This window comes from Pseudomonas arsenicoxydans, assembly GCF_900103875.1.
Taxonomy (GTDB): Bacteria; Pseudomonadota; Gammaproteobacteria; order Pseudomonadales; family Pseudomonadaceae; genus Aquipseudomonas; species Aquipseudomonas arsenicoxydans.
This window is the reverse complement of record NZ_LT629705.1, coordinates 4,358,017-4,384,002: the sequence shown is the minus strand read 5'-3', so window position 1 is coordinate 4,384,002 and position 25,986 is coordinate 4,358,017. Positions and strand designations below refer to the sequence as shown.

Sequence of the window (25,986 nt, the reverse complement as noted above, 5' to 3'; positions counted from 1 at the left end):
CAGTGGAACGCGGAGCGTCCCTTGAGGCATTCCCACGCGGAGCGTGGGAACGATCAAACGCCTGAAAAATTCAAAAACTCAAAGAGGTGTCGAATGCGTCTATTGAAATCCATGGTTCCGGTCGCGCTGACCTTGTTGTTCAGCGCGGTTGCGCAGGCCCAGCCTACCGTCAGTGTCTACAACTGGACCGATTACATCGGCGACACCACCCTCGTCGACTTCCAGGCCGACACCGGCATCAAGGTGATCTACGACGTATTCGACTCCAACGAAACCCTGGAGGGCAAACTGCTCGCCGGCCGTACCGGGTATGACGTGGTGGTGCCGTCCAACCACTTCCTCGCTCGCCAGGTGAAGGCCGGCGCGTTCCTTAAACTGGATCGCGCACAGCTGCCCAACTTCAAGAACCTGGACCCGAAACTGCTGGCACTGCTGGAGAAAAACGATCCGGGCAACGAGCATTCCGTGCCGTACCTGTGGGGCACCAACGGCATCGGCTACAACGTCGACAAGATCAAGCAAGTGCTGGGCGTCGATCACATCGACTCCTGGGCCGTGCTGTTCGAACCTGAGAACATCAAGAAGCTCAGCCAGTGCGGTGTGTCGATGATGGACTCGGCCGATGAAGTGTTCCCGGCGATCCTCAATTACATGGGCATGGATCCGCGTAGCGAGAACCCCGAAGACTACAAGAAAGCCGAAGCCAAGCTGTTGAGCATCCGGCCTTACATCACCTATTTCCATTCGTCCAAGTACGTGTCGGACCTGGCCAACGGCGACATCTGCGTAGCCTTCGGCTATTCGGGTGATGTGTTCCAGGCGGCCAACCGCGCCAAGGAAGCCAAGAACGGCGTCAACATCGCCTATGCCATTCCAAAGGAAGGCAGTAATTTGTGGTTTGACCTGCTGGCGATTCCGGCCGATGCCAGCAATCCGAAACAAGCCCATGCCTTTATCAACTACCTGCTGGACCCGCCGGTGATTGCCAAGGTCAGTGCCTCGGTCGGCTACGCCAACCCCAACCCGGCCGCCAAGGCCTTCATGGACGCTGACTTGGTGAACAATCCAGAGGTGTATCCGTCGCAGGCCGTCCTCGACAAACTCTACATTTCGACCACCCCGCCCCAGGCGATCATGCGTTTGATGACCCGTTCCTGGAGCAAAGTGAAGTCCAACAAATGAACAACGAACACGCACATTCCTATTACGCCGCGACAGCCCGTCACCTGACGCCTTTCCCCGCGTTGACCGAGGATCTGTTCGCCGATGTCTGCGTGATCGGCGGCGGTTTTACCGGGGTCAACACGGCCATCGAACTGGCCCAACGCGGGCTCTCGGTGATTGTGCTGGAAGGCCGGCGCATCGGCTGGGGCGCCAGTGGGCGCAACGGCGGACAATTGATCCGCGGCATCGGGCATGACGTCAGTGGTTTCAGCCGTTATGTCGGCGAAGAAGGCGTGCGTTATATGGAGCGCGCGGGCATCGAGTCGGTGGAATTGGTGGGCAAGCGCATCCGTGAACACGGCATCGATTGCGACTTGCGCTGGGGCTTTTGCGAACTGGCCAACACCCCAACGCAGTTCGCCGCCTTCAAAGCGGAACAGGCCGGTTTGGTCGAGTCGGGTTACGCCCACGAAACGCGGTTGGTCGGGCCGGAACAGATCCGTCAGCAGGTGGTGAATTCCGGTGTATATGCCGGCGGGCTGGTCGACATGGGTTCCGGCCATTTGCATCCACTCAACCTGGTGCTTGGCGAAGCACGGCTGGCGCAATCGCTGGGCGTACAGATCTTCGAGCAGAGCCCGGTGCTGGAGGTGATTCATGGCAGCACCGTGCAGATTCGTTGCGCCGCTGGCACGGTGCGCGCCGGCAGCCTGGTGCTGGCCTGCAACGCGCACCTTGAAGACCTCGAACCGACACTTAGCGGCAAGGTGCTCCCAGCGGGCAGCTACATCATTGCCACTGAGCCGTTGACACCTGAGGTGGCAGCGCAGTTGATCCCGCAGAACCTGGCGTTGTGCGACCAGAAAGTCGGGCTCGATTACTACCGGCTCTCGGCGGATCGACGCTTGCTGTTCGGCGGTGCCTGCCATTATTCCGGGCGCGACCCAGCGGACATCACCGCCTACATGCGCCCGCAGATGCTCAAGGTTTTTCCGCAACTGGCCGATGTGCGCATTGATTACCAATGGGGCGGCAAGATCGGCATCTCGGCCAATCGCTTCCCGCAGGTCGGGCGCTTGAACCTGCACCCGAATGTGTTCTACGCCCAGGGATATTCCGGGCATGGGCTGAACGTGACCCATTGGTGCGCGAAGCTGTTGGGCGAAGCCATCCATGCCGGACACAGCCAGGGCTTCGACGTATTCAGCGCCATACCGCACATGACCTTTCCCGGTGGGCCGATGCTGCGTTCGCCACTGCTGGCGCTTGGCATGTTCTGGTATCGCCTGCGCGAATTGCTCGGCTGAAGATCATGATCGTTCCCACGCTCTGCGTGGGAATGCAGCCAGGGACGCTCCGCGTTCCAAAAAGCGGACGCAGAGCGTCCGGTGAGGCATTCCCACGCAGAGCGTGGGAACGATCAACAACAACGCGTTTGTGCCTTTCGATTTGCTCTATCGCTAGGCACTTCTATATTGAGGGGGTGCTCTGACTTTCCTGTGTCCTGGCGAATGCGGCCTATGGCTACGACAAACCATCTGATCATCTGCGAGCACTGCGACTGCGTGTATGAAAAAGTCACGCTCGCCAAACATCAAAAAACCCTGTGCATACGCTGTGGCGGTGTGCTCCAGCGTTATAACGGCTTGACGGTGGAGCAACGCCTGGCGTTGACCTTCACCGCGCTGATGCTGTGGATTTTCGCCAATTTCTACCCGGTCATGAGCATCAGCCTCAAGGGCCTGAAAAACAGCGCAACCCTCTGGGATTCGGTACTGGCCCTGAGCCTCGGCCCCATCACCTTCATCGCCATGGTGGCGGCGATTGCGATGATCATCGCCCCGATTTTTCAGCTGGTGCTGCTGATCTGGGTGCTCAGCTACGCCCTCGCCTCCCGGCGCTCGCCGGGTTTCAGGTTTTGCATGCGCTGGCTGGAAGCCCTCAGGCCCTGGAGCATGCTGGAGGTTTGCCTCTTGGGCGCGATGGTTGCGGTCATCAAGCTGGCCGGGTTGCTCGATGTGCTTCCCGGTATCGGCCTGTTTGCCCTTGCCATACTCAGTCTGATGATGATCCGCATTGCCGGTCGCGATGTCCGTGAATTGTGGGACGTCTTATGAAAACGCCCCCGGTCGCCAGCGAACTCAACCTGTGCCTGTGCCACAGCTGCGGCATGGCCTGTGACATGACCCATGAGCCCCACGAATGCGAACGTTGCGGCGCGCCACTGCACCGACGCAAAACCAACTCGCTGGCCCGGACCTGGGCCTACATGTTCACGGCCCTGGCGTTCTACGTGCCGGCCAATCTGTTACCGGTAATGAACACCAAGATGGTCGGCAATGGCGCCGACAGCACGATCATGAGTGGTGTGTTGGAGTTCTGGGAAGCCGGTGCCTGGGACATCGCCCTGATCATCTTCATTGCGAGCATTGCGGTGCCCGGCATCAAGTTCGTCGCCCTGACGCTGCTACTCGTCACGGTGCAACGCGACAGCGACTGGGCGCGCAAAGAGCGCTCAAAAATGTATCGCTTTGTCGAGGTCATCGGTTATTGGTCAATGCTCGACGTGATTGTGGTGGCCCTGGTGGCTTCACTGGTGAAGTTTGAAGCCCTGGCCGATATCGAACCGCGCCCGGGCATTCTGTTTTTTGGCCTGGTGGTGGTGTTCACCATGCTGTCGGCGATGAGTTTCGACCCTCGACTGATTTGGGATAACGAGCGGTCGGCCACCCCCCAGAACGAGGAGGACATGGATGAAGTCGCAAGCCACTGACGGGCCGCAAGCCCCCGGGCAAGCCCCTGTAAAAACTCGTCGTTTCAGCGTTTCACTGGTCTGGATCGTGCCCATCGTTGCGGTACTGGTGGGGATTTCCCTGGTGGTCCACAGCATTATGCAGGAAGGCCCGACCATCACCGTCACCTTCAAGACCGGTGACGGGCTGACCGCCAACAAGACCGAAGTCAAATACCGCAATGTCGTGATCGGCCATGTCTCGGACGTAGAACTGAGCAACGATCAGAAGTCTGTCAACGCCACAATCAAGCTGGCCAAACAGGCGGAGAGTTTCACCCGCGCAGACTCGAAGTTCTGGGTGGTGCGTCCACGCATCGGAGCCGGCGGGGTGTCGGGTATCGATACCCTGCTTTCCGGTGACTACATCGGCGCCGACATTGGCCAGGCCAACGCTCGCTCCAAGCAATTCAAGGGCATTGAAAACCCACCCGCCATTACGTATGGCGAGCCGGGCAAACGCTTTACCTTGCATACTCAGGACCTCGGGTCGCTGGATATCGGCTCGCCGGTGTACTACCGCAAAATCCCGGTGGGCCAGGTGGTGGCCTACGCCCTGGACCCCGATGGCAAAGGCGTGAACATCGACCTGTTCATCCACTCGCCCAACGACGCCTATGTCACTGAAAACACCCGATTCTGGAACGCCAGCGGCGTAGATGTCAGCGTCGGTGCCAATGGTTTTGCGGTAAGGACCGAGTCGTTGTCCTCGATTTTGGTGGGGGGCATCGCGTTTCGCGCACCCGATTACAACCCCGACGACAAACCCGCGCCTGAAGAATACGCCTACGAATTGTTTGAGGACCAGCAGAGTGCCCTCGCACCTCCCAGTGGCAAGGGGCAGTTCCTGTCCCTGCGTTTCGACCAGGCTCTGCGTGGATTGAAGGTCGATGCACCCGTGGAATTCCTCGGGATGGAAATCGGCAAAGTGGTTTCAGTCAATCTGGATTTCGACGAGAAGAAAAAGAGCTTCCCGGTCAACGTCGGCATCGTGATCTACCCGCAACGCCTGGGTAAGGCGCACACAAAATTGCTCAAAGCCTACAATCATGACCCCAGCGATGAAGCAGGTGGAGTGCGCCTGATCGGCACCTTTATCGAGAATGGCCTGCGTGCTCAGGCGCGCAGCGGCAACCTGTTGACCGGCCAGTTGTACATCGCGCTGGATTTCTATCCGAAAGCTGAAAAAGTCGTATTCGATCCAAGCGCCCGGCCTGTCAGCATTCCGACCGTTCCCGGCAGCCTTGAAGAACTGCAGGGCAAACTGGAGGCTATGATCGACAAGCTTAACAAACTGCCGATAGAACGCATCGCCGGCAATCTGGACAGCAACCTCGTCGAATTGCGTAGAGGCCTGGCGCAATTCAATGCCAAGACTTTGCCCGGGGTACAAACAACCCTGGCCGATGTCAGCAAGACCCTGCAATCAGCCAGTTCGACCTTGGCCGAGGATTCGCCGCAACGAGAACAGTTGACCCAAACCCTGGACGAACTGGGACGCATGTCGCGCTCTTTGCGCGAGCTCTCGGATTACCTGGGGCGGCACCCGGAATCGCTGATTCGCGGGCGCCCCAACAACGCCGCGCCGATGGACCTGCAAGCGCCGCCGCGCAACTGACCCCAGGAGCAATACCCATGGCTTTGAAGCTGAAAATCACCTTGGTCTGCGCGCTGTTGCTGCTGGCCGCGTGCCGCAGTGAGCCGATTCATTTTCACACCCTGATTCCGGCGCAGCCGGGAGGAACAGCCAGGGGCAACGCTGCGGATGTCGTGATCGAGAGCATTACTGTGCCGCCGCAAGTCGATCGCCCGCAGATCGTCATCCGTCAGGGCAGCAGTGGGCTGGCCATTCTTGAAACCGAGTGGTGGGGTGCGAGCCTGGCGGATGAATTGAGCAGCGCGCTGGTGGACCAACTGATCAACAGCAATCTGCAGCACAAAGTGTCATTGCGCGTGGATGTTCAACGCTTTGATTCGATACCTGGCCAATATGCCCTGATCGACGTCAAATGGCGTCTGCGCAATCCCGGTGATGCCGACAACACACTGGTGACGTGCCGCAGTACCTTTCAGACCCCTTCAGGCCCGAGCATCGATGATTTGGTGGTCGCCCATCAGAACAACGTGAAACACCTGACCGCGCTCATCAGCCAATCGGCCAAAGCCCCCTCGCGGGGTTGCCCTGCTTCCCCCTGAACCGAGCGCTGCAAGTGAGGCACCCTCAAACTCGACGGTGCGCAAGTTTGTGCGCGTCCGATTTACGTAAAAACGTAGGAGATAACAATTTGCAACAACTTATTAATGCCGCTCCGGCAAGGTCTCTGCAATTTTTTCACATTCGTTTCACTCCTCCGCTACCTGGGCGGATTTAGTTTTAGGCGCATCGTTCCCACCCTTAGATAACGAACAACTCATGACTTCTCGGTTAATAAAACTGGCGTCACTCAGCGCAGCCCTCGTAGTGGTTGCATTGGTTTCAGGCTTCGCCTTGTGGTCAAGATCGCCAGCTAATCTGGGCCCTGCCAACTCCGAAGACGCAACTCAATTGTTGCGGCACTGGCAAGCCGGCGAAGTGGTTGTACTGGTTCGTCATACCGAGCGTTGCGACCGCTCCAGCAACCCGTGCTTTGGCCCGGCGGACGGCATTACCCAAGTGGGTAACGACGCCGCCATCGCCGTGGGCCAAGGTTTCAATCGGCTGGGCATGGCGCAGGCTGATGTGTTGAGCAGCCCGGTCACTCGCACGGCGCAAACTTCACACGCGATGTTCGGCAAAGATGCGATGGCTCAGGACTGGCTGGCCACTTGTGGCAAAACCCTGCGTAACGATGTCGTGGCCCACAAACGTGCTCACCAGAATCTGGTGCTGGTCACCCATAGTGGCTGCATCAGCGATTTTGAAGCACAAACCGGCTACCCTCATGCGGCAACAAGCGAATATGGCAGTTCTTTGTTCGTCCACATTGACGTGAACGGACAACTTAAAATACTTGGGATCGTGAAGGCCAATGACTGGAATGCTCTGCTGCAAGACAGCAGCGTCCAGTAGAGAACTGTAACGACTACAGCAGCCTCGCGATTTTAGTTATTTTCGATATTCAGATTACGCTCTCGCGTAAAACGCCAAGGACGAAAAATGACGTCTCGTAATGCCCTGCCCAACACCATTTCCCGTGCGTCCACTCCGGTCGACCGCTGGCTACTGCCCGGCTTGGTGTTGGCATTCGTAGTGTTCTACCTGTTACCGATGGTGACCCACGGCCTGTGGATCCCCGACGAAACCCGCTACGCCCAGATCAGCCAGGAAATGCTCCTCAGCGGCAACTGGATTTCTCCGCATTTCATGGGCATTCGTTACTTCGAAAAACCCATTGCCGGTTACTGGATGATCGCCATCGGACAGGCCGTGTTTGGCGACAACCTGTTCGGCGTGCGCATTGCCTCAGCACTGAGTACCGGGCTGAGTATCTGGCTGACGTATCGGATTGCCCAGCGATTCTGGAACGATCCGCGCAAAAGTTTCGCCTGCGCAATGCTCTACATGAGTTTCGGCCTGATTGCGGGACAAGCCGGGTACGCCAACCTCGATCCGCAATTCACGCTCTGGGTCAACTTGAGCCTTGTCGCCTTGTGGTTTGCCCTCGATAGCCAGTCTTCTCGCGGCAAAATGGGGGCCTGGGCCTTGTTGGGCGTTGCCTGTGGCATGGGCTTCATGACCAAGGGCTTTCTTGCCTGGCTGTTGCCGGTATTGATCGCCCTGCCCTACATGATCTGGCAGCGCCGACTGGGTGAACTGTTGCGTTACGGTCCACTGGCGATCGTCGTGGCGGCGCTGGTAAGTCTGCCGTGGGTGCTCGCCATTCACCATCAGGAACCCGATTTCTGGCGGTTTTTCTTCTGGAACGAACACATCCGCCGCTTCTCCGCCGACGATGCACAGCACGCTCGACCATGGTGGTTTTACCTTCCGCTGCTGCTTGCATCGAGCCTGCCGTGGGCGGTGCTGTTGCCCAATACACTCATCAGTGCCTGGAAACACAAGCGCCAACCGGTCATGGGCTTCCTGCTGCTCTGGATGCTCCTGCCCCTGGCCTTCTTCAGTTTGAGCAGCGGCAAGCTACCGACTTACATCATGCCGTGCCTCTTGCCTCTGGCCTTGATGATGGGACACGCAATCATCGACATGCTGAGCCAGGAGCGCGGCAAGCCGATTCGCATCAACGGCGTGGTCAATGTCGTTATCGCCACCGCTGCCCTGATCGCGCTGCTGTATCTGCAGACCACCAAAGAGATCTACGCAAACACCGAGATGTTCAGTCTGTCCCTGATGTTCTTCGCCTTGATCGGCTGGATCATTGCCAACGCCTTGCAAGTTCTGCGTCCCCTGTTGTTCTGGGCCATGCCGGCCCTTGGAATCTGGTTGCTGGTGGCATTGTTACCGGCGGCGATGCCGTCCCAGATCGTCAATAGCAAGATGCCTGACCAGTTTATTGCCGAGCACCTGGAAGCGTTAAGCCAGACATCCTCCTTGCTCAGTAATGACCTGGGCGCGGCATCGGCCTTGTCCTGGCGGCTGAAGCGGCCGCAGGTCGACCTGTTCAACACCATCGGCGAGCTGAAATACGGTCTCGAGGACCCCGCCATGGCATCGCGCAAGGTGACGATGGACAATGTGGGGCAATGGATGACCGAAGCGCGCAAGAAAGGTGCTGTCGGTGTGGTGATGCGGGTCAACAGCGTCCAGGAAGTGCAGGAGGTTGAACTGTTGCCAATCGATGGCAAACGCTATCAACGCGGCAACCTGGAGATTCTGATCTTCCCGCAAAGCCAACCTTGACGAGCTAACGCCCCATCAGCGCTGCACCTACAGGAAACCCGGCATGAAGTTTTGGAGAAGTGACAGGGGCGCATTAGCGCTCCTGTTGGGCGCGTGCGCGCTGATGTTGCTACTGGGGCTGGGCAGTCGGGAGTTGTGGGGGGCGGAAACCCGGTGGGCGAACATCGCGTTGCAGATGCTGCAGAGCGGTGACTATTACGATCCGTATCTCAAGGGCGGTCCGTATTACGACAAACCACTGCCCTCCTACTGGCTGATCACGGCGACCGCGTGGCTGATCGGTGGCTTGAACCACTGGTCATTGCGCCTGTCCTCGGTCATTGCCGCGTGGCTCAGCGTCTGGTTCGTGTACTTGATCGGCGAGCAACTCTTTCGCAAAGGTACCGGCCTGATTGCCGGCTGGATGCTGGCGACCACCTTCTATTTCATCTTCTGGGCACGCGTCGCCACGGCTGACATCCTCACCGTGTGCGGTGTACTGGCGGCAGTCTGGTGGTATTGGCGCGGGCCGGATGACACACGGTTTGGTCGCTACCTGGGCTTTTTCCTGCTGCTGTCCCTGACCTCACTGTTCAAAGGCTTGATCGGGTTCATTCTGCCGGGCCTGGTGTTGCTGCCGCATGTCGTGCAGGACGGTCGCTGGAAGCGCCACCTCAATCTGCGGATGTGCGCTGCCCTGGTCATCGCCGGGGCGTTCTACATGACACCGTTCGTGTTGTCGCATATCTATGGCGCACCGACTTATGGCGAAAGCGGCCTGGGCCTGGTGTTGCGCGAAAACGTCGTGCGGTTTTTCCAGCCGTTCGACAACATCGGACCGATTTACACCTACCTCATTTACCTCCCTGTCTACACCTTGCCATGGGCGCCTTGCTGGCTGCTGGGGTTGTGGTTGGCGCTGCGCAACTGGCGCAGCGTGGAACCCAACACCCGCCGGCTGGTGTGGGGCCTGGGTCTGTTGATGCTGTTTTTCACCGCCAGTGGCAGTCGACGCAGTTATTACGTACTGCCCTTGGTGCCCTTCGCCCAGTTGCTGGGTGCCTGGTGGATCACTCGGCGAATGGCTGAGCGCAATGAGACCGGCAGGGTCAGTCGCGGGTTGAAAATAGGCTTCGGCGTGGCCACTGCGTTATTGGTGTTGGTGCTCGGCGTCCTCTATCCGTGGACCAACGGTGGCGGTGGCGTGATTGCATTCGCAGAAACGGTCAAGCTTGAGGCCAGCAAACGTGCGCCTTTGGATAAATGGAAGATGGTGATGGTCGAGGTGGACAACAAAGTGCCGATGTACCTGCAAACCGGCGGAGCGCCCTTCTATTACGTGCAGGAAAACCAGGACTTTCCCCGCAACGGTAATACCGAGGCGCTGATGGCCTGGCTGGACCGCACCAGCGGCCAACACTTTGATCCGCAGCGCACCATTGTCATCGCGCAGTTCCGCAATGGCGATGCGTTACCGTTGAACTACCTGAGTGCAGATCATCAGATCATCACCACTACACCCACCAATGGCGAACGTATGTTTCATGGACGTGAGGACCAGAGCGTTGCCTATATCCCTGGCATTCAGTAGCTAATCCACCGGACAATGGTCAGCAGCGCTGCTAATCTGAATGGAAATGACATGTATTAACGGTTTTTTTAACGTTTTTTTCTCATTTCGCCCTCTACATTCGCAGCCATCCAAAAAATTGCAAATGATTCGCATTGATACACACGCGAGTCGTTTGCAGGACGACCAATACCAGGAGCTGCTACCGAATGACCGCCCGTGTCCCCGCGTTTCTGAAAAAAGCATTATTGGCCACCGCGCTGATCAGCGCCGCCCACGTGTATGCCGCCGATACCGACGGCATCGTGGTCTATAACGCTCAGCACGAGAGCCTGACCAAAGCCTGGATTGACGGCTTTACCAAGGAAACCGGGATCAAGGTCACCGTGCGTAATGGTGACGACACTGAAATGGGTAATCAGATCGTGCAGGAAGGCGCCGCGTCCCCCGCCGATGTGTTCCTGACCGAAAACTCCCCGGCGATGGTGCTGGTCGACAACGCGGGGCTTTTTGCACCGGTTGCACCGGCCACCCTCGAGCAGGTCGGAGAAGCTTATCGTCCGGCCCACGGCAAATGGGTCGGTATCGCCGCGCGCTCCACGGTGTTTGTCTATAACCCGAGCAAACTGCCCGAAGCGGAGTTGCCAAAATCGCTGATGGACCTTGCCGGCCCGAACTGGAAAGGCCGTTGGGGGGCATCGCCTGCCGGTGCCGACTTCCAGGCCATCGTCGCGGCAGTGCTGGAACTCAAGGGTGAAGCGGCTACGCTTGAGTGGCTCAAAGCCATGAAAACCAATTTCACCGCCTACCGCGGCAACAGTGCCGTGCTCAAGGCGGTCAATGCCGGGCAAGTCGACAGCGGCGTGATCTATCACTACTACAGCTTCGGCGATCAGGCCAAAACGGGCGAAAACAGCAAGAACACCGCCCTGCACTACTTCAAACACAAGGATCCTGGCGCCTTCGTCAGTGTTTCGGGTGGCGGCGTCCTGGCATCCAGCAAGCACAAGGAACAGGCTCAGGCGTTCCTGAAATGGGTGACGGGCAAAGACGGCCAGAACATCCTGAAAACCGGCAACTCGTTTGAATACGCCGTGGGTAAAAACGCTCAATCCAATCCAAAACTGGTGCCATTGCAACAGCTCGATGCGCCAGCGGTCGATGCTTCAAAACTCGACAGCAAAAAAGCCGTGGAGCTGATGACTCAAGCGGGGCTGCTCTAATTGATACCTGAAACACTGCCCGCGAATGTACCTGCGGCGATTCCCGAAAACCTGCGGCGACGCTCCCGCGGTCTCTTCGCGGGTCGCGGTGGCGTGTGGGTCATCGGTTTATCGGTGCTGGTTTCGCTGCTGGCACTGATGCCGATTGCCTTTGTCATCGGAGTATCGATCGAGACCGGTTGGGCAGCGCTCGTGCCGCTGGTGTTTCGACCGCGAGTCGGCGAATTGCTGATCAACACCGTGTTGCTGGTGGTGATCACGATTCCCCTGTGCATTGCGCTTGGCCTGGCCCTGGCCTGGCTGACGGAACGCACCAACCTGCCGGGGCGACGTGCATGGTCGTTGCTGGCAACCGCGCCATTGGCGGTGCCGGCCTTCGTGCACAGTTATGCATGGGTCAGCCTGGTGCCGCCAATACACGGGCTGTTTGCCGGGGTGCTGGTCTCGGTGATCGCTTATTTCCCGTTTCTTTACTTGCCTGTTGCCGCCACGTTGCGGCGGCTCGACCCGGCCATCGAAGACGTGGCCGAGTCGATGGGGCTCAAGCCTTGGGCGATCTTTATCCGCGTGGTACTGCCGCAACTGCGTCTGGCCATCTGCGGCGGCGCCTTGCTGGTGGGCCTGCACCTGCTTGCCGAATACGGCCTGTACGCGATGATCCGCTTTGACACCTTCACCACGGCGATCTTCGATCAGTTCAAATCGACCTTCAACGGTCCCGCCGCGCACATGCTGGCCAGCGTGCTCGCCCTGTGCTGCCTGGCAATGCTGACCGCCGAATCGGCTGCTCGCGGCTCGGCGCGTTACGCCCGGGTCGGTTCCGGCAGCGCACGTGAGCAACGGGTTGTGCGCCTGGGCGCCGGATCGACTGCACTCGCGCTGACCCTGCAAATCAGCACCTGCGTGCTGGCGCTCGGTGTTCCATTGATTACGTTGGGCAAATGGTTGATAGCCGGTGGCACACAAGTCTGGAACCTGGCCGAGCTGATGCCCGCGCTTGAACAAACGCTGCTTCTGGGGGCGGCAGGCGCTGTGCTCACCACTTGCACAGCCATCCCGATTGCGTGGCTGTCGATTCGTTCTCCGGGCCGTCTGCAACGCCTGCTGGAAAGCTGCAACTACATCACCAGCTCATTGCCCGGCATCGTCGTAGCGCTGGCCCTGGTGACCGTGACCATTCATTTCGCCCGACCGATCTACCAGACCACCATCACCGTCCTGCTGGCGTACCTGCTGATGTTTTTGCCGCGCGCCCTGGTCAGTTTGCGCGCAGGTATCGCGCAGGCACCGGTAGAGCTGGAAAACATAGCGCGCAGCCTCGGCCGCTCCCCCGCGCAGGCCTTGTGGCTGGTCACCCTGCGCCTGGCTGCTCCCGGTGCAGCCGCTGGCGCCGCGCTGGTGTTTCTGGCGATCACCAACGAGCTGACCGCGACCCTGTTGCTCGCACCTAATGGCACGCGCACCCTGGCCACCGGCTTCTGGGCGCTGACCAGTGAAATCGACTATGCCGCCGCAGCGCCCTACGCCCTGCTGATGATCCTGCTGTCGCTCCCGTTGACCGGACTCCTCTATCACCAATCCAAACGAACGGCTGGCCGATGAACGCTCTTGAACTCCACTCGATCTCCAAGTTCTACGGCTCCCAGCGAGCCTTGGAAAACGTCAGTCTGACGGTGCCGACCGGCAGCCGAACGGTGATTGTCGGCCCCTCCGGCTCGGGCAAAACCACGCTGCTGCGGATGATTGCCGGCTTCGAGTTCCCGGACACCGGCAGCCTCTCGCTCAACGGTCAGACATTGGTCGATGAGACCCACGAAGTCCCGGCGCATCAGCGTTTGATTGGTTACGTCCCCCAGGATGGCGCCTTGTTTCCGCACATGACCGTGGCCGCCAACATCGGTTTCGGGCTGTCCACCAAAGGCGAGGCAAAGCAGCAACGCATCGCCGAATTGATGGACAGCGTGGCCCTGGACGCGAACATGGCCAATCGTTGGCCTCATGAACTGTCCGGCGGCCAACAACAGCGAGTGGCGCTGGCTCGGGCCCTGGCGCAGCAGCCGCGCCTGATGTTGCTCGACGAGCCGTTTTCGGCGCTCGATACCGGCCTTCGCGGCGCCATGCGCAAAATGGTTGCGAGGCTGCTGAGCGATGCTGGCGTGACTACCATTCTGGTCACCCATGACCAGAGCGAAGCGTTGTCGTTCGCCGATCAGTTAGCAGTCATGCGCGATGGTCGATTGGTTCAGTCAGGCCATCCGCTGGACCTCTACCGTTATCCGGACGATGAACAGACGGCGCTGTTCCTCGGCGATGCCGTGGTCATGCCCGCCAGAATCGAGGCTGGGTGGGCTCATTGCGATCTGGGGCGCATACCGGTCAACAACCACAGGAACAACAACTCAGCGCAAATCATGTTACGCCCTGAGCAACTGCAACTGATCAGCATCCAGCCCAGCCCTGCCGAAGCTGCCGGGTGCCGCGCCGTGGTGACCGACAGGGATTTCAGCGGCAATACCTGCACCTTGACTGTGGAGCTGGAGTCAGCAACCGCTGGCGAACAGCCTGGCCGGACCCTGATGGTGCGAAGCTCCGGCATGTATGCACCGCCCGCCGGGAGCTCGGTTCAGGTCTCGACGATTGGCCACGCCCACGTCTTGGGTGAGTCCTGATTTCACCCCGTCAAAGATCGAATCGATCCACCGCCCGCCGCCGCTCGTTGTCATCACGCACATCGTAGTTGGCGGTGGTCTGGATGTTGCTGTGGTGCGCGAGTTTCTGCGCGATCGACAGGTCGAACTCCTCGATCACCCGGGTAATGAACGAACGCCGGAAATCATGCGGCATGATTTTCACGCCGACCTGCGCTCCGCGTTGCCGGGCGATGTAATAGATCGCATGTTTGGTGATGCGCTCGCGGGTGATGTGACTGCCACGGCGGATTCGGTTGAACAGGAAGGGATCGTCCACTTCGCCTTCCTTGAGCAGCGAACGGCGCAGCTCCAGCCAGTCCTGCAGCTTGGCAAAGGCCCACGCCGGCGCGTATTTGATCAGTTGCTTGTTACCCTTGCCCGTTACCCGCAAGCTGCGCTCGGCGAAATCCACCTGTGACAGGTCGAGGTTTACCGACTCGGACTTGCGCATCCCCGAGCCATACAGAATCCCGATGATCGCCGCGTCTCTCAACCCTTGTGGACGCGGATCCGCCGCGCAAACCGCCATCAGCTCTTGAATCAGCGAGCGCCTGAGGTTGCGGCCCTGGGACAACCGCGTGCCGGCAATTCCCTTGACCGAACGCATTTTCAGCAAGTGATCCTGGCTGATCAGACTCATGCGCCACGCTTCGTTCATCACCCCGCGTACTGCGTTGACGTAGAGCGAGGAAGTGTTCGGCGCATAACCGTCCGCGCGCAATGCCGCCACCAGCGCAATGACATTGTCGGGTTGAAGCTGATGCCAGGGAATCTCCTCGACATTCATGTCTTCGAACCCCAGACGATCGGCCGCATCCTGCAAAACGTAGCGCATGGTCAACTGACTGGACGGCGCCAGTCGGGCCAGGTAGACGGTCATCGGGTTGGTTTTTGAAGCGACGGGATCGGTAATAGGTAAGTCAGTCAAACGTAACGGCCTTGATTGGAATCACTTGAACAAAACAACTAAGGGTTGCAACAATATTTCATCTAACGCGAGACACTTGCGCAGGAATGTTCTTCGAAGAAGCGTGACGAGCAGCACAAGCCTGAACAGTGCCTGTATGACTTCCAGATAAACGATTGATCGACCGGCTTTTCATGTTCCTTTCACAAAATCTGGCATAACCTTGATTGATCTGAAAAAAGTCTGCTCCTTGCCCAAACTGACGGCACAAATGACAAAAGTCAATTGATGCTGAGCATCGCAATGCTGATTCAAGTAATTGATGCAGCGTTGATTTTTGGTCTAAGCTTTCCTTGGATCCAACAACTCAACGTTGGACGTCCGTAATTTTTTTCAACCCTGAGGTGTCCATGAGTCAGGCTTTTCTCCCCTTCTCCCGCCCCAGTATCGGCGATGAAGAAATTGCCGCCGTCGAGCAAGTATTGCGCTCTGGCTGGATCACGACCGGGCCGAAAAACCAGGAACTGGAAGAGCAATTTGCCCAATACGTGGGCTGCCGTCATGCCGTGGCACTTTCCTCGGCCACTGGCGCAATGCATATCACGTTGCTGGCGCTGGGAATCGGTCCAGGGGATGAAGTCATTACGCCGTCCCAGACCTGGGTGTCCACCGCCAACATGATTTGTCTGCTGGGCGCCACACCCGTATTCGTCGACGTTGACCGCGACACGCTGATGAGCGACGTGTCCAGCATCGAAGCGGCCATCACCCCGCGCACCAAGGCAATCATTCCGGTGCACTACGCCGGCGCCGCATTCGACCTTGATCCGCTCTATGCGCTCGCCGACAAGCACGGCATCCCCGTCATCGAAGACGCCGCCCATGCGGCCGGCACCTTTTACAAAGGTCGCCACGTCGGCGCCCAAGGAACGGCGATCTTCTCGTTCCACGCAATCAAGAACATGACCTGCGCCGAGGGCGCGATGTTCGTCAGTGACGACGAAGCCCTCGCCAATCGAGTGCGCATGCTCAAGTTTCACGGCCTCGGTGTTGATGCCTACGACCGCCTCACCCACGGCAGAAAACCTCAAGCCCAAGTGATTGAGCCGGGTTTCAAATACAACCTGGCCGACATGAACGCCGCCATCGCCCTGGTGCAACTCAAGCGACTGGACGAGATCAACGCCAAGCGCACCGAACTGGCCCAAACCTACCTGCAGCGTCTGGAAGGCTCGAAGGCACAACCGTTGCTCATGCCGACCTATCCGCAACAACACGCCTGGCACCTGTTCATCCTGCGCATCGATGCCGAGCGCTGTGGTCTGGATCGCGAAGCCTTCATGAAGGCCTTGCAGGAACAGAACATCGGCACCGGGATTCATTTCATCGCAACGCACTTGCACACATACTACCGTCAGCGTTTTCCTGACATTTATCTTCCCAACACCGAATGGAACTCCGCACGCCTGTGCTCGATTCCGTTATTCCCCGACATGACCACCGATGATGTCAATCGCGTTGTCGATGCCATTGAAAACACACTGGACACACGCCTGTGAAACCGTATCCGATCCGTTGCGTGTCGATCGTCATCCCGGTCTACAACGAACAAGACAGCCTGCCGGAGTTGCTCCGACGCACCGAAGCGGCATGCGAGCAACTGAACCATGACTATGAAATCGTCCTGGTAGATGACGGCAGCCGCGACGACTCCGCGCAAATCCTTGAAGAAGCTGCCCAGCGCGAGTCCAGCAAGGTGGTCGCGGTGATTCTCAACCGCAACTACGGCCAGCACGCCGCAATCATGGCCGGTTTCGAACAATGCAAAGGCGACGTGGTCATCACGCTCGACGCTGACCTGCAAAACCCTCCGGAAGAAATTCCCCGTCTGGTCGCCCAGGCCGAACTCGGTTACGACGTCGTCGCCACGGTCCGCAACAATCGCCAGGATTCGGCACTGCGCCGCTGGCCCTCGAAGCTGATCAACCTCGCCGTGCAGCGCTCCACGGGCGTTGCCATGAGTGACTATGGCTGCATGCTGCGGGCCTATCGGCGGACCATCGTCGACGCCATGCTCGCCTGTCGTGAGCGCAGCACGTTCATCCCGATCCTGGCCAACAGCTTCGCCCGGCACACCACGGAAATCCTGGTGATGCACGCCGAGCGCGAGCACGGCGAGTCCAAGTACAGCCCGATGCGCCTGGTCAACCTGATGTTTGACCTGATCACATGCATGACCACTACGCCGTTGCGCCTGCTGAGCATTGTCGGCTTCGCCATGGCGGCACTCGGCGTGCTGTTTGCCACCGCGCTGATTGTCCTGCGCCTGGCGTTCGGCGCCAGCTGGGCCGGCCACGGCACGTTCGTGCTGTTCGCCGTATTGTTCGTGTTCACTGGCGGGCAATTTATCGGCATGGGGCTGTTGGGTGAATACTTGGGCCGCATGTACAGCGACGTCCGCGCCCGCCCACGTTTCTTCATCGAAAAAGTCCTGCGCAGCCAACCCGCCGCGCCAGTTTCCGTTGTCACTGTTGACGGCCTCACTTCCACTTCTTCAGATCAGGTTCTCTTATGAGCGCAAAAGCTGTTGTCTTCGCCTATCACGATATTGGCTGTGCCGGCATCGAATCCTTGCTCGACTCGGGTTTCGACATCGCCGCGGTGTTTACCCATGCCGATGATCCTAAGGAAAACGCCTTTTACGGCTCTGTTGCGCAACTGTGCGCGCGCAAAGGCATCCCGGTGCATGCTCCGGAAGACGCCAACCATCCACTGTGGATCGAGCGCATCAGCAAACTCAATCCTGAATACCTGTTTTCCTTTTACTACCGCAACCTGTTGAGTGAACCGCTGTTGGCCACGGCCAGCAAAGGCGCGTTCAACCTGCACGGTTCGTTGCTGCCGCGCTATCGCGGTCGCGCGCCAGCCAACTGGGTGCTGGTCAACGGTGAAACCGAAACCGGTGTGACCCTGCACCGCATGGTCAAACGCGCCGACGCTGGCGCAATCCTGGCCCAGAAAAAAGTTGCCATCGAGCGCAGCGACACCGCGCTGAGCCTGCACGGCAAACTGCGCCAGGCCGCCACCGACCTGCTGCACGACACCCTGCCGCAGTTGCTTGCCGGCAAAGCCGTCGAAACGCCGCAGGACGAATCCAAAGCCACCGTGTTCGGTCGCCGCACCCCGGCCGACGGCAAGCTTGAGTGGAAGCGCCCGGCTGAAGAACTGTTCAACCTGGTCCGCGCCGTCACCCAGCCTTACCCGGGCGCATTCTGCGACGTGGGCGAGCACAAACTGATTGTCTGGAGCGCAGAAGTCGCCAAGGGCAATGAAGGCCAGAAACCGGGCCGCGTCATCAGCGTCGATCCGCTGCGCATCGCGTGTGGCGAAGATTCGCTGGTGATCACCTCCGGCCAGCGCAACGAAGCCGGCTTGTACCTGAGTGGCCCGCAACTGGCCAACGAACTGGGTCTGGTCGACGGCTCCATGCTGCGCGGCGCCGAGTCCGGCCGTGGCCCGCGTCGCACCCGGGTGCTGATCCTCGGTGTGAACGGCTTCATCGGCAACCACTTGTCCGAGCGTCTGCTGCGTGACGACCGCTACGAAGTGTACGGCCTGGACATCGGTTCGGACGCCATCGAGCGTCTGCGTAAACATCCGCGCTTCCACTTCGTCGAAGGCGACATCAGCATCCACTCCGAGTGGATCGAGTACCACATCAAGAAGTGCGACGTGGTCCTGCCGCTGGTGGCCATTGCCACCCCGATCGAATACACCCGCAACCCGTTGCGCGTATTCGAACTCGACTTCGAAGAAAACCTGAAGCTGGTTCGTTACTGCGTCAAGTACAACAAGCGCGTGATCTTCCCGTCGACTTCGGAAGTCTATGGCATGTGCCAGGATCAGAACTTCGACGAAGACACCTCCAACCTCATCGTTGGTCCGATCAACAAGCAGCGCTGGATCTACTCGATCTCCAAGCAACTGCTCGACCGGGTGATCTGGGCCTATGGCCAGAAAGGCCTGAACTTCACCCTGTTCCGTCCGTTCAACTGGATGGGCCCACGCCTGGACCGTCTGGACTCGGCGCGTATCGGCAGCTCGCGAGCCATCACTCAACTGATCCTGAACCTGGTGGAAGGCACGCCGATTCGCCTGTTCGACGGTGGTGAACAAAAACGCTGCTTTACTGACATCGCCGACGGAGTTGAAGCACTGGCGCGGATCATCGACAACGATAACGATGCCTGCAACGGCCAGATCATCAACATCGGTAACCCGGACAACGAAGCCAGCATCCGTCAGTTGGGCGAAGAGCTGCTGCGCCAGTTCGAAGCTCACCCGTTGCGCGACAACTTCCCACCGTTCGCCGGTTTCCGCGACGTGGAAAGCAAAGCGTTCTACGGCACCGGTTATCAGGACGTGTCTCACCGCAAACCGAGCATTGCCAACGCCAAGCGCCTGCTGAACTGGGCACCGACCGTGGAAATGAGCGAGACCATCGGCAATACGCTGGACTTCTTCCTGCGTGAGGCCATGCTTGAAATCGCGGAGTCGTCCAAAGAAGAATCACGCTGATGCAGGCAGGCCTTCGAATCGATGTCGACACTTACCGAGGCACCCGTGAGGGGGTGCCTCGTCTGCTTGAAATCCTCGATGAAGCGCAGGTCAAGGCGACGTTTTTCTTCAGTGTCGGACCGGACAACATGGGGCGCCATTTATGGCGCCTCATCCGCCCGCAATTTCTCTGGAAAATGTTGCGTTCCAACGCCGCCGGCCTGTATGGCTGGGACATCTTGCTGGCCGGTACGGCCTGGCCTGGCAAATCGATTGGCCGTGATCTCGGCCACTTGATGCGCCAGACCCTGGCGGCCGGGCATGAGGTTGGCCTGCACGCCTGGGATCACCATGGCTGGCAAGCCAATGCCGGACGCTGGAGCGATGCGCAGTTGATCGAACAGATCCGCCAGGGCGTAGACACCCTCAGCGACATTATCGGGCAAAAAGTCGAGTGTTCGGCTTCTGCCGGCTGGCGCGCGGATGAACGGGTGATCGAGGCCAAAGAGGCGTTCGGCTTTCGCTATAACAGCGACTGTCGTGGCCAAAGCCTGTTTCGGCCGATTCTGGCCAAGGGTGGTTTGGCTGCCCCGCAGATCCCGGTGGACCTGCCGACGTTCGATGAGGTGGTGGGCCCAGTGGTGGCTGCCAAGGATTTCAACGCGTTCATTCTCGATCGATTCAAACCAGAGAACCTCAACGTCTACACTATTCATGCCGAAGTAGAAGGGATTCTGATGGCTAACGATTTCCGTCAATTGCTGGTCGATGCACACCAGCGTGACATTCGTTTTACACCCTTGGGCAATCTGTTGCCCGAGGCCCTTGCCACCTTGCCAACGGGCCGTGTCGTGCGCGGCAATCTCGAAGGCCGAGAAGGCTGGCTCGGAGTGCAACACGCATGAGCAATCGCTTGGCATTACCGCTGTTGTTGGGGATTTTCCTGCTGGCCTACTTGTTGCCATTGGGCAGCCACGGTTTGTGGATCCCCGATGAAACCCGCTACGCCCAGATCAGCCAGGACATGCTCCTGAGTGGCAACTGGGTGTCGCCGCATTTCATGAGCCTGCGCTATTTCGAAAAACCGGTCGCGGGTTACTGGATGATTGCCGCCAGCCAGGCATTGTTTGGCCAGAACCTGTTCGGTGTGCGCTTCGCCTCGGCCCTGAGCATGGGCCTTAGCGTATTGCTGTGCTTCCTGGTCGCCCGTCGCCTGTGGAACGAGCCGCGCAAGAGCTTTGCCTGTGCGCTGCTGTACATGAGTCTGACGGTGATTGCCGGTCAGGCCGGTTACGCCAACCTCGATCCGCAATTCACCTTTTGGGTCAACCTCAGTCTGGTTGCGTTGTGGTTTGCGCTGGACAGCACTGACCGCAACCGGCGTTTGCTCGGCTGGGCGGTGCTGGGGCTTGCCTGCGGCATGGGTTTCATGACCAAGGGGTTTCTCGCCTGGTTGCTGCCGGTGCTCGTCGCCCTGCCCTGGATGATCTGGCAAAAACGTTGGCGCGAGCTGCTGATCTACGGTCCTTTGGGGATTGTCGTGGCCATCGCGGTCAGCTTGCCGTGGGTCCTGGCGGTGCATGCGCAGGAACCTGATTACTGGCGTTTCTTCTTCTGGCATGAACACATTCGCCGCTTTGCCGGTGACGATGCCCAGCATGACGCGCCCTGGTGGTTTTATTTGCCGTTGCTGGTCGGTTTCAGTTTGCCGTGGGTGGCGTTGCTGCCTCCTGCGCTGAAACAGGCGTGGCAAACCCGCAAGCAGGCCCACATCGGTTTCCTGTTGCTCTGGTTGTTGATGCCGCTGCTGTTTTTCAGCCTGAGCAAAGGCAAGTTGCCGAGTTATATCCTGCCGTGCCTGCTGCCATTGGCGTTGCTGCTGGGTCATGCGTTGGCCGACCGGCTCAAGCTGGAACAGGGTCGGGTGATTGGACTCAACGGTTTGCTCAACCTGATCCTGGGCGTGACCCTCCTGCTCGCGTTGGTCTACCTGCAACTGAAAAAGCCGCTGTACGACCATGAATTGCACAATCTGGTGTTGGTCTTCATCGGCCTGATCGGCTGGATCATGGCAAACCTGCTGCAGGCCTTCCGCCCTCTGCAATGCTGGGCTGCACCGGCGTTTGGCAGCCTGCTGCTGATCGGACTGTTGCCCGCCGGGCTGCCCAAGTCAGTAGTGGCCAACAAGACGCCTGACCAGTTCATCCTGCATCACGTCGACGAACTGGCGCAGACCGGTAAATTGTTGAGCAACGACCTGGGCGCCGCTTCGGCCCTGGCGTGGCGCCTGAAACGCCCTGACGTGGCGTTGTACAACACGATAGGCGAGCTGAAATACGGACTTGCCTATCCTGACAGCTTGAAGCAGCGAGTGGACCCCGACAGCGTACAAGAGTGGATGCGCGAAGCGCGTCGCAACGGATCTGTCGGCGTGGTGATGCGGGTCAAAGGTGACGATGAACTGCAGGAAATCGAACGCTTGCCCAAAGATGGCAAACGTTATGAACAAGGCAACCTGGTGATTCTGATCTTCCCTCAAGGTGCGTCATGAGCCTGCTACTGCTCCTGATCGCGTGCCTGTTGACCTGTCTGGGACAGATCGCCCAGAAGTACGCCGTCGAGAGCTGGCGCGCCAAGCCATCTGGCTGGGGTGAGAAACTGTGCTCGCCCTGGCTTTGGCTGGCACTCGCCTCGTTGGGGTCGGGCCTGCTCGTCTGGTTGCTGGTATTGCAGCGCCTTGAAGTCGGCATTGCCTATCCAATGTTGAGCCTCAATTTCGTGCTGATTACCCTGGTTGCACGTTTTTTCTTTCATGAAACCATCGACCGTCGCCACTGGCTGGGTGTAGCTCTGGTGATCGGTGGTGTCGTTCTGCTGGGGCAACACGCATGAGCCTGCGCCGTGGAATCACCTTCGCCATGGGCAGCGTGCTGCTCGGCAGCGCGGCTCAGTTGGGCATGCGCTGGAGCATGACGCACCTGCCGTCACCGGATGCCTGGCTCAGCGCCCCCCTAGATAAGCTGGCCCTCGCCGTGGTGTTTGCCGCGATTCTGGCCTACGCGCTGTCGATGCTCTGCTGGCTCGCCGCCCTGCGTGATCTGCCGCTGGGCCGGGCCTATTCACTGCTGAGCATCAGCTATGCGCTGGTCTACCTGCTGGCCGCCAGCCTGCCGTTTTTCAACGAAACATTCAGTCTTTCCAAGACCTTGGGAGTGGCCCTGGTAATGCTCGGGGTCATCACCATCAACACACGTCCAGTTAGCGCGCCCGAACTCAGGAGTGCATCATGAAAATCAGTGTATTTGGTAGCGGTTATGTGGGTCTGGTGCAGGCAGCCGTGCTGGCTGAGGTTGGCCACGACGTGGTCTGCATGGACATCGACGCAAAGAAAGTCGAACTGCTGAAACAAGGCCATGTGAGCATTTTCGAACCAGGGCTTGCTACCCTCGTGCGCGAAGGCCTGGAAGCCAAGCGCTTGCATTTCACCAGCGACGAAAAACTCGCCGTGCAGCATGGTCAGGTACTGTTTATCGCGGTCGGCACTCCGTCCCAAGAGGACGGATCGGCGGACTTGAGCTATGTGTTTTCGGTAGGCGAAGCAGTGGCGCGCCATCGTGAGCAACCGGCGATTCTGGTGGAAAAATCCACCGTACCGGTGGGCACTGGCGATGCGTTGCGAGCACATATCGACGAGTGTCTGGTCAAAATCGACCGGAAGCTTCAGTTCGATATCGTCTCCAACCCCGAGTTTTTGAAAGAAGGCTCGGCAGTTGCCGATTGCCGTCGGCCAGACCGGATCATCGTTGGCTGTGAGCGTGATGAAGTGCGCGACGTGATGCGCGACCTCTACTCGCCGTTCAACCGCAACCACGAACGCATCATGTTCATGGACCTGCGCAGCGCCGAGCTGACCAAGTACGCCGCCAACTGCATGCTGGCGACCAAGATCAGCTTCATCAACCAGATCGCCGAACTGGCCGAGCACCTCGGTGCCGACATCGAATCGGTGCGCCTGGGCATCGGCGCCGACTCGCGCATCGGTTACCACTTCATCTACCCCGGCTGCGGTTATGGCGGCTCGTGCTTCCCCAAAGACATGCGCGCGTTGATCCATAGCGCCAAAGAGGCGCACTGCTCCAGCGATCTGCTGCAAGCGGTAGAGGCCATCAACCAACGGCAAAAGAACAAGCTGTTCGATCGCATCAACGCGTTTTACAAGGGCGACCTGGCCGGCAAAACCTTCGCCGTGTGGGGCCTGGCGTTCAAGCCGAACACCGACGACATGCGTGATGCGCCGAGCCGGGTTCTCCTGGAATCGTTGTGGGCCGCCGGCGCCAACGTGCGGGCATACGACCCGGAAGCCATGCAGGAAACCCAGCATCTGTACCCGAACGAGTCGAAACTGATGCTGATGGGCACTCCGGAATCGGTACTGTCCGGTGCTGACGCGCTGGTCATTTGTACCGAGTGGCAGCAGTTCAAGGCTCCGGATTTCGATCTGATCCAGGAGCGGTTGAATGCACCGGTGATCTTTGACGGGCGCAATCTCTACGATGCCGAACGCCTGGCACGCAGTGGTTTCCTGTACTTCCCGATGGGCCGTGGCGAGTCGCGCAAACTGCCGATTCCTCTTCAGCAATGGCCGTCCAATCAGGGTAACGCTTGATCGCTATATCGCCTCCTGTTCGTCGGCAGTCGCTGGTTCTAGGGCTGCTGGCGCTGCTGCTGTTCATTGCAGGGGTGTATCAGCAGACAGTCATAGGCTTCGATTCGCGGTTCGTTTTGTTTGCCCAAGAGATGCTGCGTCATGGGCCATCGGTTTTTCCGACGTCCTATGGCCAGCCCTACGCTGACTATTCGGCGGTCTCGACGCTCTTCATCTGGCTGCTGTCGTTGCCCTTTGGGCAGATCAACAGCCTCACAGCCTGGTTGCCGAGCGCGATAGCGGCGGCGGTGATCGTCGCGCTGATGTATCGCTTGCTGGCGCCCTACTCCCCACGTTGGGCGCTGCTGAGCATCGCATTGATGCTGTTGACGAGCACCTTCGTCTCCGAAACCCGCGCGGTGTCTCAGGACCTGATCCTCGCAGCCGTGGCGTTTGCTGTGTTTTATCTGGGATACGCCGCCGATCACTTCGGCGCGCGACGTCGCTGGTTGCTGATCTTCGTCCTGTTGCTGTTGGGCTTCGGCGTTCGCGGACCGATCGGCCTGGTGGTGCCGACCGGCATGTTGTGTAGCTATTTCCTGCTCAATCGGCAATGGCAACGCCTGTTCGGATTTGGTCTGTCAGCGGCGCTTCTGCTGACGGTGTGCGTCGGTGCCGTGTTGTGGCTGGCGGAAACCGTCGGTGGCCCGGACTTCATGCATGACGTGGTACGCATGCAGTTCCTGGGACGCATGGACGGTAGCGAAGGCGTCAGTGGTTCGCTGTATTATTTCACCAGCTCGCTCGGCAACTATGCTCTCGCCTATCCATTGGCTCTCCTGGCATTGGCTGCGGTCTGGCTGACGAATCCGCGTCAGGCCGGCCCCGAGCTGCGCTTGTTGCAATACTGCACGGCAGCGGCGTTGATCGTGATGGTCGGGCTGTCGATCCCCCAGGCGAAAAAAGCCCGCTACCTGCTGCCGATGTTGCCTATGGCGGCGATCATTGCGGCGTATCCCTTTCAGGTGGTACAGGGTCGAATGTTTGCCGGGTTGCGCGGGTTTATGGAAGGCGTGTGGTTGCTGACTCCGGTGCTTTTGGGCGTGCTGTTGCTGGTTGCCCATCGACGTTTTCCCGAGGAACTGCCTTCGATTACCGGCATATTGATCTTTCTCGCCGCGCTGCAAGCGATTGCCGTGGCGACATTTTTCAGGCCCCGGTGGCGGGCACAATTATTGGCATTGTGTTCGGTGCTGGCGCTCTGGTCGGTTTACATCGTGGTATTCGAACCGGTTGAACGCAGGCTTTATGACACCCAATCCTTTAGCCGTGACGCGTTCGCGCTCGTACAGAAAGATCCAGCGCCACTGGTGATGCACGGCATGGGCAAGGATGCGAAGGCGATCAAGTTCATGGTCAATATCGAACAGGACCTGCAACCGGTGTTTACCGAATCGGCACAGGAACTTGAGAGTATTCAGGGGCCCGCGTGGTTGATGATGGACCGCCTCTATTACAACGCCTTGAAAGGCACTCCCTTGGGCAACTTGGAACCGGCATTAAGTGGGCGTTTCGATAAAAACGACTTCGTATTGCTGCACTTGCTCAAACCATAAACCCGTC

The 25,986-nt window shown here is 59.0% G+C and carries 22 protein-coding genes; 21 read left to right on the top strand and 1 reads right to left on the bottom strand.

What is annotated here, in order from left to right; all coding sequences use genetic code 11:
• Positions 1-93 precede the first annotated feature (93 nt).
• From BLQ41_RS20530 to BLQ41_RS20475, 12 genes are all read left to right on the top strand, one after another.
• The gene (locus BLQ41_RS20530; protein WP_090183680.1) at positions 94-1,182 is read left to right on the top strand and encodes a polyamine ABC transporter substrate-binding protein; all 1,089 of its coding nucleotides are present in this window, start codon (positions 94-96) and stop codon (positions 1,180-1,182) included.
• Positions 1,179-2,471 (top strand): NAD(P)/FAD-dependent oxidoreductase, encoded by a 1,293-nt coding sequence (locus BLQ41_RS20525; RefSeq protein WP_090183679.1) that lies wholly within the window; start codon positions 1,179-1,181, stop codon positions 2,469-2,471. Before BLQ41_RS20530 ends, BLQ41_RS20525 begins: the two co-directional genes overlap by 4 nt.
• 213 nt (positions 2,472-2,684) lie before the next feature.
• The gene (locus BLQ41_RS20520) at positions 2,685-3,281 is read left to right on the top strand and encodes a paraquat-inducible protein A (RefSeq protein ID WP_090183677.1); all 597 of its coding nucleotides are present in this window, start codon (positions 2,685-2,687) and stop codon (positions 3,279-3,281) included.
• On the top strand, positions 3,278-3,937 hold the full coding sequence (locus BLQ41_RS20515) for a paraquat-inducible protein A (protein ID WP_090183675.1): 660 nt from the start codon (positions 3,278-3,280) through the stop codon (positions 3,935-3,937). The genes BLQ41_RS20520 and BLQ41_RS20515 overlap by 4 nt, the downstream gene beginning before the upstream one ends.
• Positions 3,918-5,573 carry a PqiB family protein gene (locus tag BLQ41_RS20510; protein ID WP_090183673.1) on the top strand — a complete coding sequence of 552 codons (1,656 nt, stop codon included), beginning with the start codon at positions 3,918-3,920 and terminating at the stop codon, positions 5,571-5,573. The genes BLQ41_RS20515 and BLQ41_RS20510 overlap by 20 nt, the downstream gene beginning before the upstream one ends.
• A gap of 17 nt (positions 5,574-5,590) precedes the next feature.
• Complete coding sequence (locus BLQ41_RS20505) at positions 5,591-6,151, top strand: PqiC family protein (RefSeq protein WP_090183672.1); 561 nt, start codon at positions 5,591-5,593, stop codon at positions 6,149-6,151.
• A gap of 217 nt (positions 6,152-6,368) precedes the next feature.
• Positions 6,369-7,004: a lipopolysaccharide core heptose(II)-phosphate phosphatase PmrG gene (pmrG, locus tag BLQ41_RS20500; protein WP_090183670.1), complete on the top strand. Its 636-nt coding sequence runs from the start codon at positions 6,369-6,371 to the stop codon at positions 7,002-7,004.
• Between the two features lie 87 nt (positions 7,005-7,091).
• A complete protein-coding gene (arnT, locus tag BLQ41_RS20495) occupies positions 7,092-8,792 on the top strand; it encodes a lipid IV(A) 4-amino-4-deoxy-L-arabinosyltransferase (protein WP_090183669.1) in 1,701 nt (566 codons plus the stop codon).
• Between the two features lie 43 nt (positions 8,793-8,835).
• A complete protein-coding gene (locus BLQ41_RS20490; protein WP_090183667.1) occupies positions 8,836-10,362 on the top strand; it encodes an ArnT family glycosyltransferase in 1,527 nt (508 codons plus the stop codon).
• A gap of 188 nt (positions 10,363-10,550) precedes the next feature.
• Positions 10,551-11,564, top strand: a complete 1,014-nt coding sequence (locus BLQ41_RS20485; protein ID WP_090183665.1) for an iron ABC transporter substrate-binding protein — start codon at positions 10,551-10,553, stop codon at positions 11,562-11,564.
• 3 nt (positions 11,565-11,567) lie between these two features.
• Positions 11,568-13,166: an ABC transporter permease gene (locus BLQ41_RS20480; RefSeq protein ID WP_090188698.1), complete on the top strand. Its 1,599-nt coding sequence runs from the start codon at positions 11,568-11,570 to the stop codon at positions 13,164-13,166.
• The gene (locus BLQ41_RS20475) at positions 13,163-14,233 is read left to right on the top strand and encodes an ABC transporter ATP-binding protein (RefSeq protein ID WP_090183663.1); all 1,071 of its coding nucleotides are present in this window, start codon (positions 13,163-13,165) and stop codon (positions 14,231-14,233) included. The genes BLQ41_RS20480 and BLQ41_RS20475 overlap by 4 nt, the downstream gene beginning before the upstream one ends.
• A 10-nt stretch (positions 14,234-14,243) precedes the next feature.
• Here BLQ41_RS20475 and BLQ41_RS20470 read toward each other — a convergent pair whose 3' ends face one another.
• Entirely contained in the window at positions 14,244-15,134 is an 891-nt protein-coding gene (locus BLQ41_RS20470) for a site-specific integrase (RefSeq protein ID WP_090183662.1), read from the bottom strand.
• 437 nt (positions 15,135-15,571) lie between these two features.
• Between BLQ41_RS20470 and arnB the strand changes: the two genes are divergently transcribed.
• From arnB to BLQ41_RS20425, 9 genes are read left to right on the top strand one after another with little or no spacing between them, the layout of a single operon-like run.
• Entirely contained in the window at positions 15,572-16,720 is a 1,149-nt protein-coding gene (gene arnB / locus BLQ41_RS20465) for a UDP-4-amino-4-deoxy-L-arabinose aminotransferase (protein WP_090183660.1), read from the top strand.
• Positions 16,717-17,736 carry an undecaprenyl-phosphate 4-deoxy-4-formamido-L-arabinose transferase gene (gene arnC, locus BLQ41_RS20460; RefSeq protein WP_090183658.1) on the top strand — a complete coding sequence of 340 codons (1,020 nt, stop codon included), beginning with the start codon at positions 16,717-16,719 and terminating at the stop codon, positions 17,734-17,736. Before arnB ends, arnC begins: the two co-directional genes overlap by 4 nt.
• Complete coding sequence (arnA, locus tag BLQ41_RS20455) at positions 17,733-19,739, top strand: bifunctional UDP-4-amino-4-deoxy-L-arabinose formyltransferase/UDP-glucuronic acid oxidase ArnA (protein ID WP_090183656.1); 2,007 nt, start codon at positions 17,733-17,735, stop codon at positions 19,737-19,739. Before arnC ends, arnA begins: the two co-directional genes overlap by 4 nt.
• The gene (gene arnD / locus BLQ41_RS20450) at positions 19,739-20,623 is read left to right on the top strand and encodes a 4-deoxy-4-formamido-L-arabinose-phosphoundecaprenol deformylase (RefSeq protein WP_090183655.1); all 885 of its coding nucleotides are present in this window, start codon (positions 19,739-19,741) and stop codon (positions 20,621-20,623) included. The genes arnA and arnD overlap by 1 nt, the downstream gene beginning before the upstream one ends.
• Positions 20,620-22,269 (top strand): lipid IV(A) 4-amino-4-deoxy-L-arabinosyltransferase, encoded by a 1,650-nt coding sequence (gene arnT / locus BLQ41_RS20445; protein ID WP_090183653.1) that lies wholly within the window; start codon positions 20,620-20,622, stop codon positions 22,267-22,269. Before arnD ends, arnT (BLQ41_RS20445) begins: the two co-directional genes overlap by 4 nt.
• Positions 22,266-22,610, top strand: a complete 345-nt coding sequence (gene arnE / locus BLQ41_RS20440; RefSeq protein WP_090183652.1) for a 4-amino-4-deoxy-L-arabinose-phosphoundecaprenol flippase subunit ArnE — start codon at positions 22,266-22,268, stop codon at positions 22,608-22,610. Before arnT (BLQ41_RS20445) ends, arnE begins: the two co-directional genes overlap by 4 nt.
• Positions 22,607-23,008, top strand: coding sequence for a 4-amino-4-deoxy-L-arabinose-phosphoundecaprenol flippase subunit ArnF (gene arnF, locus BLQ41_RS20435; protein WP_090183651.1), 402 nt, complete (start codon positions 22,607-22,609; stop codon positions 23,006-23,008). The genes arnE and arnF overlap by 4 nt, the downstream gene beginning before the upstream one ends.
• The gene (locus BLQ41_RS20430; RefSeq protein ID WP_090183649.1) at positions 23,005-24,384 is read left to right on the top strand and encodes a UDP-glucose dehydrogenase family protein; all 1,380 of its coding nucleotides are present in this window, start codon (positions 23,005-23,007) and stop codon (positions 24,382-24,384) included. Before arnF ends, BLQ41_RS20430 begins: the two co-directional genes overlap by 4 nt.
• On the top strand, positions 24,381-25,979 hold the full coding sequence (locus BLQ41_RS20425) for an ArnT family glycosyltransferase (protein WP_090183648.1): 1,599 nt from the start codon (positions 24,381-24,383) through the stop codon (positions 25,977-25,979). The genes BLQ41_RS20430 and BLQ41_RS20425 overlap by 4 nt, the downstream gene beginning before the upstream one ends.
• Positions 25,980-25,986: the final 7 nt, after the last annotated feature.